Source organism: Cellulomonas sp. (genome assembly GCF_015234515.1).
Classification (GTDB): domain Bacteria; phylum Actinomycetota; class Actinomycetes; order Actinomycetales; family Cellulomonadaceae; genus Cellulomonas.
The window spans coordinates 37,813-51,247 of record NZ_JADGMY010000006.1 but is presented as its reverse complement, the minus strand read 5'-3'; the positions used below and the strand labels follow the sequence as shown (position 1 = coordinate 51,247).

Below are 13,435 nucleotides of genomic sequence, written 5' to 3'. Positions count from 1 at the left end.
TTCATCTACGTGCGCGGCGAGGTCGTGCACGTCTACCGCCGGCTGCTCGAGGCCGTGCGGGAGGCGCGCGAGGCCGGGTACCTGGGGACCGACATCCTGGGGTCGGGCTTCGACCTCGAGATCACCGTGCACGCCGGCGCCGGCGCGTACATCTGCGGCGAGGAGACGGCGCTGCTCGACTCGCTCGAGGGCCTGCGCGGTCAGCCGCGCCTCAAGCCGCCGTTCCCCGCGGTCGCGGGCCTCTACGCGCGCCCGACGGTCGTCAACAACGTCGAGTCGGTCGCGTCCGTGCCGGGCATCCTCGTCGGCGGGGCCGACTGGTTCACGTCGATGGGCACCGAGCGCTCGGCCGGTCACGGCCTGTTCTCCCTGTCGGGTCACGTCACGCGCCCCGGGCAGTACGAGGCGCCGCTGGGCATCACGCTGCGCGAGCTGCTCGACATGGCCGGTGGCGTACGCGAGGGCCACGAGCTGAAGTTCTGGACGCCCGGAGGCTCGTCGACGCCGATCTTCACCGCGGAGCACCTCGACGTGCCGCTCGACTACGAGTCGGTCGGCAAGGCCGGGTCCATGCTGGGCACGCGCGCGCTGCAGATCTTCGACGAGACGACGTCGGTCGTGAAGGCCGTGTCGCGGTGGATCCAGTTCTACAAGCACGAGTCGTGCGGCAAGTGCACGCCCTGCCGCGAGGGCACGTTCTGGCTGGCGCAGATCATGGGCCGGCTCGAGGCGGGTCAGGGCACCACGGCGGACATCGACCTGCTGCTGGACCTGTGCGACAACATCCTGGGCCGCGCGTTCTGCGCGCTCGGGGACGGCGCCACCAGCCCGGTGACCAGCGCCATCCAGTACTTCCGGGAGGAGTTCGAGGCGGGCACGCACACGCCCGCCGACGTCCTCTTCCCGCCGGAGCGCAGCTCGCTCTTCGACTACACGCCGCGTCGCAGCACGCAGCTGGCGGGGGTGCACGCATGACCATCACGACCCCGAGGGGAACGCCCACCACGCCGCTGGTGCCGGCCGCACCGCCGGCCACGCCCGCGGAGCCGTCGGACACCGTCACGTTCAGCGTCGACGGGATCGAGACGACCGTGCCGAAGGGCACGCTCGTCATCCGCGCCGCCGAGCAGCTGGGCATCCAGATCCCGCGCTTCTGCGACCACCCGCTGCTGGCACCCGCCGGCGCGTGCCGCCAGTGCCTCGTCGAGGTGTGGGCTCCCGGCCGCGACGGCAACCTGGCGAAGATGCCGAAGCCCCAGGCCTCCTGCACGCTGCAGGCCACGCCGGGCATGCAGGTCAAGACGCAGCACACGTCGCCCGAGGCGGACAAGGCCCAGCACGGCGTCATGGAGCTGCTGCTCATCAACCACCCGCTCGACTGCCCGGTCTGCGACAAGGGTGGCGAGTGCCCCCTGCAGAACCAGGCGATGAGCAACGGACGCGCCGCGACCCGGTTCGTCGACGTCAAGCGCACGTTCCCCAAGCCGATCGCGGTCTCGACGCAGGTCCTGCTCGACCGCGAGCGGTGCGTCCTGTGCCAGCGGTGCACGCGGTTCTCCGAGGAGATCGCGGGCGACGTGTGGATCGACCTGCAGAAGCGTGGCGCCGCGCAGCAGATCGGCACGTTCGACACCGAGGTGCTCGGCTTCACGGGCGACACCCCGGTCGGGGCGTCGACGCTCGACACCAGCGGCCGGCCGTTCGCGTCGTACTTCTCCGGCAACACCGTGCAGATCTGCCCGGTCGGTGCGCTCACGTCCGCCGCCTACCGGTTCCGTGCCCGCCCGTTCGACCTCGTGTCGGCAGCCTCGATCGCGGAGCACGACGCCAACGGGTCCGCGATCCGCGTCGACCACCGGCGCGGCGTCGTCCTGCGGCGTCTCGCGGGCGACGACCCGGCGGTCAACCAGGAGTGGATCAGCGACAAGGACCGGTTCGCGTTCCACTGGCAGTCCGCACCGGACCGCGTCACGACGCCGATGGTGCGTCGGCGGCTGGCGGACGGCACGCGCAGCGAGCTCGAGCCGTGCTCGTGGACCGAGGCGCTCGACACCGCCGCGGCCGGGCTGCGGGGTGCCACCGTCGGCGTGCTCCCCGGCGGCCGCGTCACGCTCGAGGACGCGTACGCGTACTCCAAGCTCGCGCGCACCGTCCTGGGCACCAACGACATCGACCACCGGGCGCGTCCCCACTCCGCGGAGGAGGAGACGTTCCTCGGGCACCACGTCGCCGGTCGCACGCTGCAGGTGACGTTCGGCGACCTGGTCGCCGCACCGGCCGTGCTGTGCGTCGGGTACGAGCCCGAGGAGGAGGGCGGCATCCTCTTCCTGCGCCTGCGCGCCTCCGTCGTCGCCGGTCGCACGCGGGTGTTCTCGCTCGCCGCTCTCGCGAGCCGCGGCCTCGAGCGGCTCGACGGCACGCTGCTGCCGGCCGCCCCGGGCACGGAGCCCGAGGTGCTCGACGCGATCACGACGGGCGCGGCCGACGTGCTCGGCACCACCGCCGAGGCGTTGGCCGCCGACGGCGCGGTCATCCTCGTGGGCGAGCGTGCCGCGACGGTGCCCGGCGCCCTGACCGCCGTGCTGCGGCTCGCGGAGCGCACGGGCGCCCGCGTCGCGTGGATCCCACGGCGCGCCGGTGAGCGCGGCGCGGTCGAGGCGGGCACGCTGCCGACGCTGCTGCCGGGCGGTCGCCCGGTGAGCGACGCGTCGGCGCGCGTGGACGTCGCCGCCGTGTGGGGCGTCGACGACCTGCCGGCCGCACCGGGGCGCAGCGCGGACGAGATCCTCGCGGCTGCGGCCGCCGGGCAGCTCGGTGCGCTCCTCGTCGGTGGCGTGGACCCTGCCGACCACAGCGACCCGGTGCTGGCACGTGCCGCGCTGGCCGCGGTGCCGTTCCTGGTCTCGCTGGAGGTGCGGCGCAGCGAGGTCACCGACCTCGCGGACGTCGTGCTTCCCGTGGCGCCTCCGGTCGAGAAGGCCGGGACGTTCGTGACGTGGGAGGGGCGTCCGCGCCCGTTCGCGCAGGTGCTGACGACCACGCAGCTGTCGGACTTCCGCGTGCTCGACCGGCTCGCCGACGCGCTCGGGGCCGACCTGGGCCTGCTGACGCTGGCGGACGTGCACGCCGAGCTCGACCAGCTCGGTGGCTGGGACGGTGCCCGGGTCGAGCGGCCCGCGACGGTCTCGGACGAGCCGCCCGCCGTGCCTCCGGGCCACGCGGTGCTCGCGACGTGGCACCAGCTCCTGGACGCCGGACGCCTGCAGGACGGCGAGCCGTACCTGGCCGGCACCGCGAAGCAGCCGGTCGCCCGCGTCTCGCCGGTGACGGCGCAGGCCGCGGGTGTCGCCGACGGCGACGAGGTCGCGGTCAGCACGGACCGCGGCACGATCACGGCCCCCGTGCAGGTCATGGAGATGGCGGACCACGTCGTGTGGCTCGCGACGAACCCGCGTGGCGCCGCGGTGCGCGACGTGCTCGGAGCGGTCGGCGGCACGGTCGTCGCGCTCGCTCCGGCGGGTCGCAGCGACGCTCCCGGCATCACGGCACATGCGGACTCCGGGCTCACCGGGGACGCTGCGGAGGCCGTCGCCGGCGTCCGCGTGGACGAGGAGGAGCGGGCATGAGCGTGCTGGGCACGGCGCTGGGCGCGCTGCCGACCGCGGTCGGCGACGGGGCGGTCGCCCCGGTCGTCGCGGACTTCAGCCAGGACGTCTTCTGGGTCTGGCTGCTCAAGGCCGTCGCGATCATCGTCTTCCTGCTGACCAGCGTCCTCATCGCGATCTGGTTCGAGCGCCGCGTCGTGGGTCGCATGCAGCTGCGGCCCGGACCCAACGTGCACGGACCCCTCGGCCTGCTGCAGTCGCTCGCCGACGCGATGAAGCTCCTCGTCAAGGAGGACGTCACCGTCAAGGCGGCGGACAAGCTCGTCTACATCCTGGCCCCGATGATCGCGGTGCTGTGCTCGCTGCTGGTCTTCGCCGTGATCCCGTTCGGGCCCGAGGTCAGCATCTTCGGGGTCGTCACGCCGCTGCAGCTCACCGACTTCTCCGTCGCGGTGCTGTACATCCTGGCGTGCGCCGCGGTCGGGGTGTACGGCATCGTGCTCGGCGGCTGGTCGTCCAACTCGACCTACCCGCTGCTCGGCGGCGTGCGTTCCACCGCCCAGGTCATCTCGTACGAGCTCGCGATGGGCCTGTCCCTGGTGAGCGTGTTCATCATGGCCGGGTCGATGTCGACGTCCCAGATCGTCGACTCCCAGACGCAGGTCTGGTGGTTCCTGCCGCTGCTGCCCGCGTTCGTCATCTACCTCATCTCGATGGTCGGTGAGACGAACCGGCTGCCGTTCGACCTGCCGGAGGCGGAGGGTGAGCTCGTCGGTGGCTACACCACCGAGTACTCGTCGATGAAGTTCGCCTGGTTCTTCCTCGCCGAGTACATCAACATGCTCAACGTCTCGGCGGTCGCGACCACGCTGTTCTTCGGCGGCTGGCGCGCCCCGTGGCCGATCTCGGCCATCAACGACGGCATGTTCAACACCGGCTGGTGGCCGGTGCTGTGGTTCGTCGCCAAGGTCTGGCTGTTCATGTTCATGTTCGTGTGGATCCGGGGCTCGGTGCTGCGGTTCCGCTACGACCAGTTCATGAAGATCGGCTGGAAGGTCCTCATCCCGGCCGCGCTCGGGTGGGTCGTGTGCGTGACCTTCGTCCAGGCCGCGCGTCAGCTGTGGGACGTGGACCTGCGCACGCTGCTCTTCTTCCTCGCCGGTCTCGTCGTGGTCGGGCTGGTGGCCTCGTTCCTCGTGCCGGAGAAGAAGCCGGAGCCGACGCCCGAGCCGCCCGGCCCGCAGGAGTTCGACCCGTTCGAGAACGGCTACCCGGTGCCACCCCTGCCGGGGCAGGTCCTGCCGCCGTCCCCGCGCGCGCAGCGCCGCCTCGCAGCGACGCAGCCGACCGACCCGTCCGGACCCGAGACCCCGTTGGAGGTGCGCGGTGGCTGAGCAGCGCAAGAAGAAGCCCGCGTCGGGCGCGCCCGCGCCCGGCGCACCCGGTCGTGAGGTGCGGCGCGCGGCACCGAACCGGGGCGAGGTCGACCGTCCCGCCGCCTACGAGTCGCTCATCGAGAAGCGCTCGGGCCTGAGCGAGCTGCTCGCGCCCGTCGCCGGCTTCGGCGTGACGTTCGCGAACATGTTCAAGCCGACGGTGACCGAGCAGTACCCGCGCGAGCAGGTGCCGACCAAGCCGCGGTACCACGGCCGCCACCAGCTCAACCGCTACGCCGACGGGCTCGAGAAGTGCATCGGCTGCGAGCTGTGCGCCTGGGCGTGCCCCGCCGACGCGATCTACGTGGAGGGCGGCGACAACACCCCCGACGCGCAGTTCTCGCCGGGGGAGCGGTACGGCCGCGTCTACCAGATCAACTACCTGCGCTGCATCTTCTGCGGCCTGTGCATCGAGGCGTGCCCCACGCGCGCGCTGACGATGACCAACGAGTACGAGCTCGCGGGCCCGACGCGTCCGGGGATGATCTGGGAGAAGCAGGACCTGCTCGCGCCGCTGCGCTCGGGTCAGCTCGCCGCGCCGCACCCGATGGTCGAGGGCACGTCCGACACGGACTACTACCGGGGTCAGGTCACGGGCGTCACCGACGACCAGGTCGCCTGGGTCGCCGAGCACCGTCCGGACGACCCGACGCTGCCGGAGAACGCCGCGAAGGGCGCGAAGGTCCCCGACCTCGGCGAGACGCGCCTCGCGCAGCGCGCGATCACGGCGGGCGCGCACCGCCAGGGGGGTGCCAGGTGAACCTGCTGTCCACCGCGCTGCCGGCGGCTGCCGGCGCGCTGACCGAGAGCGGCCAGACGAGCACGGCCGAGGCCGTGCTGTTCTGGACCCTCGGCCCGCTCATGGTGCTCGCCGCGCTGGGGCTGCTCCTGGCCCGCAAGGCGGTCCACGCGGCGCTGGCCGTCATCTTCATCATGATCTCGCTGGCGTTCATGTACGTCGCCCAGGGCGCCGAGTTCCTCGGTGTCGTGCAGGTGGTCGTGTACACGGGTGCCGTGATGATGCTCTTCCTGTTCGTCCTCATGCTCGTCGGCGTCGACCGGTCGGACTCGCTCGTCGAGACCATCCGCGGGCAGCGCTGGATCGGCGTCATGGCCGGGCTGGGACTGGGTGTCGTCCTCGCCGGCGTCGTCGGGCGCGCGACCTACGGACCGCCCACCGGGCTGGGCACGGCGAACGCGCCGTCCAACCCCGAGGCCGTCGCGCGCGTGATCTTCGGGCAGCACGTGCTGGCCGTGGAGGTCGTCGGTGCGCTGCTCGTGGTCGCCGCGCTCGGTGCGCTCGTGATGACGCACCGGGGCCGCCTCGCGCCCAAGGTCGGCCAGCGGGAGCGTGCCGAGCGCCGGCTGCGGGACGGCGGGCACCCGGTGTCGCTGCCGGCCCCCGGCGTGTACGCCCGGCACAACGCCATGGACGTCCCCGCGCTCCTGCCGGACGGCACACCGCTCGAGAGCTCGGTGCCCCGCGTGCTGCGCGTCCGGGGGCAGGAGGCCGACGCGCGCGAGTACGCCGCACGCATCGACCGGGTGCTGGCCGGCGGCTGGGCCGTCGGGGCGGGCACGTTCACGTCCGACGACGAGTACCTGGGCGGACCGGACGGAGCCGTCACCGGCGGGGTGGTCGTGCCTCGTCCTGACGCCGCGCCGCAGGACCCTGCGACCGACGCCCCGACGCACGACGAGGAGGACGGCCGGTGAGCCTCACCCACTACCTGGTGCTGGCCGCGATCCTGTTCGCGATCGGCGCGACCACGGTGCTGCTGCGCCGCAACGCGATCATCGTGTTCATGGGCGTCGAGCTCATGCTCAACTCCACGAACCTGCTGCTCGTGACGTTCTCGCGGATGCACGGCAACCTCTCGGGCCAGGTCCTCGCGTTCTTCGTCATGGTGGTCGCGGCCGCCGAGGTGGTCGTCGGCCTGGCGATCATCGTGACCATCTTCCGGACCAGGCGCTCGGCGTCGGTCGACGACGTCAACCTGCTGAAGAGCTGAGGGGCAGCACGTGCACACCCTGATCTCCCTGACCGCGCCTGCCGTGATGCCGACGGTGTCCCCGGTCGTCGCGGCTCCCGAGTGGGCGGGCGCGCAGGCGGCCGTCTGGCTCGTCGCGCTGCCGCTGCTGTCGGCCGCGGTGCTGCTGCTGCTCGGCCGTCGTGCCGACCGGTGGGGCCACTGGCTCGGCGTCCTCGCCTCGGCCGGTGCGTTCGTCGTCGGCGTCGTGCTGCTCCTGGGCGTGCTCGGCCAGCCCGCCGGCGAGCGGGTGCACGACGTGCACCTGGCGACGTGGCTGGACGCCGGCGCCCTGAGCATCGACGCCGGCCTGCGCGTGGACCCCCTGTCGCTGACCTTCGTGCTGCTCGTGACCTTCGTCGGCACGCTGATCCACGTGTACTCCGTGGCGTACATGGAGCACGACGCGGCGCGGCGCCGGTTCTTCGCCTACCTCAACCTGTTCGTCGCGGCGATGCTGCTGCTGGTCCTCGCGGACTCGTACGTGCTGCTGTTCGTCGGCTGGGAGGGCGTGGGCCTCGCCTCGTACCTGCTCATCGGCTTCTGGAACCACCACACGCCGTACGCGGTCGCCGCGAAGAAGGCGTTCGTCGCCAACCGCATCGGCGACGTCGGCCTCCTGATCGCGATGGGGCTGCTGTTCGCGACGTTCGGGAGCCTGGACTTCGCGACGGTCGAGGCCGGAGCGGCGTCCGGTGACGTGTCGCAGGGCACCCTCACGGCCATCGGCCTGATGCTCCTGCTCGCCGCGTGCGGCAAGTCGGCCCAGTTCCCGCTGCAGTCCTGGCTCGGCGACGCGATGGCGGGCCCGACCCCGGTCTCCGCCCTCATCCACGCCGCGACCATGGTCACGGCCGGCGTGTACCTCATCATCCGCTCGGGCGCGGTGTTCACGGCGGCGCCGACGGCCCAGCTCGTCGTCGCGATCGTCGGTGCGATCACGCTGCTGTTCGGAGCGATCGTCGGCTGCGCCAAGGACGACATCAAGAAGGCGCTGGCCGCCTCGACGATGTCGCAGATCGGGTACATGGTGCTGGCCGCCGGCCTCGGGCCCATCGGCTACGCGTTCGCGATCTTCCACCTGGTGACGCACGGCTTCTTCAAGGCCGGCATGTTCCTCGGCGCCGGCTCGGTCATGCACGGCATGGACGACCAGGTCGACATGCGGCGCTTCGGCGGCCTGGGCCGGTACATGAAGATCACGTACTTCACGTTCATGGCCGGCTGGCTCGCGATCCTCGGCATCCCGCCGTTCGCCGGGTTCTTCAGCAAGGACAAGATCATCGAGGCCGCGTTCGTGCCCGTCGACGGGCAGCCGTGGCGCGCCTGGGTCTTCGGCGGCGTCGCGCTGATCGGTGCCGGCATCACCGCCTTCTACATGTCGCGCCTGTTCTTCATGACCTTCGAGGGTCAGAAGCGCTGGAGCAAGACGAAGGACGGTGGCGAGCAGCACCCGCACGAGTCCCCGGCGCTCATGACGTGGCCGATGATCGTGCTCGCCGCCGGCTCGGTCGGGCTGGGCCTGATCCTGTCGCGCGTCGGCTTCGTCGAGTGGCTCGAGCCGTCGGTGGGGCACACCGAGCACCACGAGCCCGTGCTCGCCGTGCCGGTCCTCATCGCGCTCACCCTGATCGCCGTCGCCCTCGGGCTGGTCCTCGCGTGGCGCCGCTACGCGGTCTCGACCGTCCCCGTGACCCCGCCGCTGGGGACCGCGCTCACGCGCGCCGCCCGCGCCGACCTGTACCAGGACACCGTCAACGACGCGCTGCTGGTCGCCCCCGGCCAGTACCTGACCCGGTCGCTGGTGTACGGCGACAAGGCCGTGGTCGACGGTGCGGTGACCGGCGTCGGCCGCGCGACCGTCGCCGTCGGCGACATCGTGCGCCGCGCGCAGAACGGGTTCGCCCGCTCGTACGCGGCGGTCATGGTCGTCGGTGTGGTCGCGCTCGCGATCGTCGTCCTCGCCGTGCGCGGCTGACCGAAGAGTCGACAGGAGATCTGAGAACTGATGTCGAACTTCCCCTGGCTCACCGCGCTGGTGGTGCTGCCGCTGGTCGGGGCAGCCGCGCTGTGGCTGCTTCCCGCCGGTGCCCGCGCCCGCACGCGGACCGTCGCGCTCGGGTTCGCCCTCGCCGAGGTCCTGCTCGTGGTCGCGGCCTTCACGGCCTTCGACACGGCCGACGCGGCGGTCCACCAGCTCGTCGAGACGGCGCCGTGGATCCCCGCCCTCGGGGTGTCGTGGGCGCTGGGCGTCGACGGCGTCGGGCTGGCGCTGATCGCCATGTCGGTCGTCCTCGTGCCGCTCGTCGTGCTGGCGTCCTGGCGCGAGCAGGACTCCACGGACGCGCCCACCGACCGGCTGCGGCACTACCTGGCGCTCGTGCTGCTGCTCGAGGCGTTCATCGTGCTCGTGTTCGCGGCACGCGACGTCTTCCTGTTCTACGTCGTCTTCGAGGCGATGCTCATCCCCGTCTACTTCATGATCGGTGCGTTCGGCGGCGCCCAGCGGCGGTACGCGGCCGTGAAGTTCCTGCTCTACTCGCTCGCCGGCGGGCTGGTCATGCTCGTGGGCGTCATCGCGCTCTACCTGCAGGGACCGGGCGGCCCCGAGGGCTTCCTCATCGAGAACCTCGTGGGCGTGGACCTCGACCCGACGACGGAGAAGTGGATCTTCCTGTCGTTCTTCCTCGCGTTCGCCATCAAGGCGCCGATGTTCCCGGTCCACACGTGGCTGCCCGACGCGGCGCAGCAGGCGCCCGCGGGGACCTCGACCCTGCTGGTCGGCGTGCTCGACAAGGTCGGCACGTTCGGCATGCTGACGCTGTGCCTGCCGCTGTTCCCCGAGGCCTCGCGCTGGGCGGCGCCCGTGATCATCGTGCTCGCCGTCGTCTCGATCCTGTACGGCGCGCTGCTGGCCATCGGGCAGAAGGACATGATGCGCCTGGTCGCGTACACCTCGGTGTCGCACTTCGGCTTCATCGTGCTGGGGATCTTCGCGTTCACGTCGACGTCGATCGCCGGCTCGTCGTTCTACATGGTCAACCACGGGCTCTCGACGGGGGCGCTGTTCCTGCTGGTCGGGTTCCTCGCCGCGCGCCGCGGGTCGCAGCAGATCGTGGACTTCGGGGGCCTGCAGAAGGTCGTTCCCGTGCTGGCCGGCCTGTTCCTCGTCGTCGGTCTCTCGGCGCTGTCGCTGCCCGGGCTGTCGACCTTCGTCAGCGAGTTCCTCGTCATCGTCGGCACCTTCGCGCGGCACCCGGCGGCGGCGATCGTCGCGACGCTCGGCGTCGTGCTCGCCGCCATCTACGTGCTGTGGCTCTACCAGCGGGTCTTCACCGGCCCGGTGCGGCCCGAGCTGGCGGGCATGTCCGACGTCGGGGCGCGCGAGCGGTGGGTGATCGGGCCGCTCGTCGCGCTGATGCTCGTCCTCGGCTTCGTGCCCGGGCCGGCGCTGGACCTGGTCCGGCCGCCCGCCCAGGAGAGCGTCTCGCAGCTCGGCCTCGACGACGTGGCACCCACGACGACCACCGCCGGTACCGAAGGGAGTGACCAGTGAGCGACTTCACCGCGCCCGAGATCGCATGGGGGCCGATGCTGCCCGTGCTGGTCGTGCTGGTGGCCGCCGTCGTCGGCGTGCTCGTCGAGGCGTTCGTGCCCGCCGCACGGCGCCGCGTCGTGCAGCTCGCGCTGACGCTCGCGTCGCTCGCCGGCGCCCTGCTGGCCGTCGCCGCGCTCTGGAGCGACGTCCAGCGCACCGGCGGCACCGACGTGCTGGGCGGCTCGCTCGTCGTCGACGGACCGACCCTCGTGCTGCAGGCCACGATCGCGCTGCTCGCGCTGCTGTCGACCCTGCTCTTCGCCGACCGCGTGGCCGGCGGGGAGGACGCGTTCGCGCCGTCCGCCGCCGCTGTCCCGGGCTCGGACTACGAGGAGATCGCGCGCAGCAAGGGCCTGCGCCAGACCGAGGTGTACCCGCTGCTGCTCTTCGCCACCGGCGGCATGATGGTCTTCCCCGCGACCACCGACCTGCTCATGCTCTTCGTGGCCCTCGAGGTGCTGTCGCTCCCGCTGTACCTCCTGTCCGGCATGGCACGCCGCCGCCGCCTGCTGTCGCAGGAGGCTTCGATGAAGTACTTCCTGCTGGGCGCCTTCGTCTCGGCCGTCATGCTCTTCGGGATCGGGCTGCTGTACGGGTACTCCGGCTCCCTGCGGTACGCCGACATCGCGGCGGCGACGGCCACGCCCAACGGGCTCGAGGGTCTCCTCGTGGTCGGTGCGCTGCTCCTCCTGGCGGGGCTCTTCTTCAAGGTCGGCGCGGTGCCGTTCCACATGTGGACGCCCGACGTCTACCAGGGCGCGCCGACGCCGGTGACGGGCTTCATGGCGGCGTGCACCAAGGTCGCCGCGTTCGGTGCGCTGCTGCGCGTCGTCTACGGCATGCTCCCCGGCATGGCGTGGGACCTCGAGGTCGTCCTGTGGGTCGTCGCGATCCTCACCATGGTGGTCGGCACGGTGGCCGCGCTGGTGCAGACGGACGTGAAGCGCCTGCTCGCGTACTCGTCGATCGCGCACGCAGGCTTCGTCCTGACCGGTGTCGTCGCCCTGGAGGACTCGGGCATCACGGCCGTGCTGTTCTACCTGCTCGCGTACGGTGCGGCCACGGTCGGCGCGTTCGGCCTGGTCTCGCTCGTCCGGGAGCGGGGGACCGGCGACGACGACGCGCCGGCGGTGCTCGGTGAGGCCACGCGCCTGTCGCAGTGGGCGGGCCTGGGACGTACCCACCCGGTCGTGGCGGTGACGTTCACGCTGTTCCTGCTGTCGTTCGCGGGCATCCCGCTCACCGCGGGCTTCGTCGGCAAGTTCGCGGTGTTCTCCGCCGCCGTCGAGGGCGGCGCCTGGCAGCTCGCGCTGATCGGTGTGCTGGCCTCGGCCGCCGCGGCCTTCTTCTACGTCCGGATCATCGTGCTCATGTTCTTCACGGAGAGCGACGACGCGCCTGGCACGGTCCGCGGCGAGGTGTCCTCGCTCACACCGGACGACTCCGTGGCGTCGACGGGCGCGACCGGTGAGATGGTCGGGGCACGCGCTGCTGTCGGAACGGTCGAGGCCGAGCGCACGACGCGTGCGACGGTCGTCGGGGGTGAGGGGCTGACCGTGGTCGCCGTCACCGTGTGCGCCCTGCTCACCGTCGTGCTCGGAGTCGCGCCGTCGCCGGTGCTCGACGCGATCGCGTCGGTGGCGGTCCTGCTGCCGTGACCCGACGCGGGCGGGGTCCCGCCACCGGACCGGGAGCCATCGGACATCACAGGTCCCCGGTGCCGCCGTGCGGGTGCCGGGCGGATAGGTTCATGCTGTGACGACCGCTCTCGCCCTTCCCCTGCACGACGCCGCGCTCGCCGAGCGCCTCACGGGGCGCCTCAGGCTCGTCGAGGAGCTCTTGCGTGACGCCGTGACGCACGCCGACCCGATCGCCCACGACGCGTCGCGTCACCTCGTCGACGCGGGGGGCAAGCGGCTGCGCCCGCTGCTCACGCTGCTGACGGCCGAGCTGGGCGACGGCGAGCGCCGCGAGGTCGTCGACGCGGCGGCCGTCGTCGAGCTGACCCACCTCGCGACGCTGTACCACGACGACGTCATGGACTCCGCACCCCTGCGCCGTGGGGCGCCGTCGGCGCACGAGGTCTGGGGCAACTCCGTCGCCATCCTCACGGGCGACCTGCTGTTCGCCCGGGCGTCGTCGATCGTCTCGGGTCTCGGCCCGGAGGCGGTGCGGATCCAGGCGCAGACGTTCGAGCGGTTGTGCCTCGGGCAGCTCCACGAGACCGTCGGCCCCCGGCCGGACGAGGACCCCGTCGCCCACTACCTGCAGGTGCTCTCGGACAAGACGGCGTCCCTCATCGCGACGTCCGCACGGTTCGGGGCCATGTTCGCCGGTTGCGGACCGGACGTGGTGCGCACGGTCACGCAGTTCGGCGAGACCGTCGGTGTGGCGTTCCAGCTCGCGGACGACGTCATCGACCTCACGTCGGACGGCACGGTCACGGGCAAGACCCCCGGGACCGACCTGCGCGAGCGCGTGCCCACGATGCCGGCGCTGCTCCTGCGGGAGCGCGCCGCCGTCGCGCCGGCCGGCTCGGCGGACCGGGACGTCCTGGCGCTGCTCGACGCCGACCTCAGCGACGACGCGGACCTCGCGGAGGCGGTCGCGGCGCTGCGCGAGCACGAGGTCGTCGCCGTCACGCGTCGTCGGGCCGTCGAGCTGGCACGTCAGGCCGTCACCGAGCTGGGACCGCTGCCCGCAGGGCCCGCGAAGGACGCGATGATCGCGTTCGCCGACGCGCTGGTCGACCGGGCGTCGTGATGC

Annotated in this window: 10 protein-coding genes; all 10 read left to right on the top strand. The window is 72.2% G+C overall.

The features are described from left to right. Nucleotides 1-975 (top strand): NADH-ubiquinone oxidoreductase-F iron-sulfur binding region domain-containing protein (locus IR158_RS01610; protein WP_291808600.1); only part of this gene is annotated, 975 nt, incomplete at its 5' end. Then, nucleotides 972-3,626 (top strand): NADH-quinone oxidoreductase subunit G, encoded by a 2,655-nt coding sequence (locus IR158_RS01605; protein ID WP_291808598.1) that lies wholly within the window; start codon nucleotides 972-974, stop codon nucleotides 3,624-3,626. The genes IR158_RS01610 and IR158_RS01605, both read left to right, overlap by 4 nt. Further along, entirely contained in the window at nucleotides 3,623-4,999 is a 1,377-nt protein-coding gene (nuoH, locus tag IR158_RS01600; RefSeq protein WP_291808596.1) for an NADH-quinone oxidoreductase subunit NuoH, read from the top strand. Before IR158_RS01605 ends, nuoH begins: the two co-directional genes overlap by 4 nt. A gap of 118 nt (nucleotides 5,000-5,117) precedes the next feature. Beyond that, nucleotides 5,118-5,801, top strand: coding sequence for an NADH-quinone oxidoreductase subunit NuoI (nuoI, locus tag IR158_RS01595; protein ID WP_291808606.1), 684 nt, complete (start codon nucleotides 5,118-5,120; stop codon nucleotides 5,799-5,801). Then, nucleotides 5,798-6,757: an NADH-quinone oxidoreductase subunit J gene (locus IR158_RS01590; protein WP_291808593.1), complete on the top strand. Its 960-nt coding sequence runs from the start codon at nucleotides 5,798-5,800 to the stop codon at nucleotides 6,755-6,757. The genes nuoI and IR158_RS01590 overlap by 4 nt, the downstream gene beginning before the upstream one ends. Next, nucleotides 6,754-7,053: an NADH-quinone oxidoreductase subunit NuoK gene (gene nuoK, locus IR158_RS01585; RefSeq protein ID WP_046529033.1), complete on the top strand. Its 300-nt coding sequence runs from the start codon at nucleotides 6,754-6,756 to the stop codon at nucleotides 7,051-7,053. The genes IR158_RS01590 and nuoK overlap by 4 nt, the downstream gene beginning before the upstream one ends. Before the next feature lie 46 nt (nucleotides 7,054-7,099). Continuing rightward, the gene (gene nuoL, locus IR158_RS01580) at nucleotides 7,100-9,049 is read left to right on the top strand and encodes an NADH-quinone oxidoreductase subunit L (protein ID WP_291808604.1); all 1,950 of its coding nucleotides are present in this window, start codon (nucleotides 7,100-7,102) and stop codon (nucleotides 9,047-9,049) included. A 30-nt stretch (nucleotides 9,050-9,079) separates the two neighbouring features. Continuing rightward, entirely contained in the window at nucleotides 9,080-10,627 is a 1,548-nt protein-coding gene (locus IR158_RS01575; protein WP_291808590.1) for an NADH-quinone oxidoreductase subunit M, read from the top strand. Beyond that, the gene (gene nuoN, locus IR158_RS01570; protein ID WP_291808587.1) at nucleotides 10,624-12,327 is read left to right on the top strand and encodes an NADH-quinone oxidoreductase subunit NuoN; all 1,704 of its coding nucleotides are present in this window, start codon (nucleotides 10,624-10,626) and stop codon (nucleotides 12,325-12,327) included. The genes IR158_RS01575 and nuoN overlap by 4 nt, the downstream gene beginning before the upstream one ends. Nucleotides 12,328-12,424: 97 nt before the next feature. Then, nucleotides 12,425-13,432, top strand: coding sequence for a polyprenyl synthetase family protein (locus IR158_RS01565; protein WP_291808585.1), 1,008 nt, complete (start codon nucleotides 12,425-12,427; stop codon nucleotides 13,430-13,432). Nucleotides 13,433-13,435 lie beyond the last annotated feature (3 nt).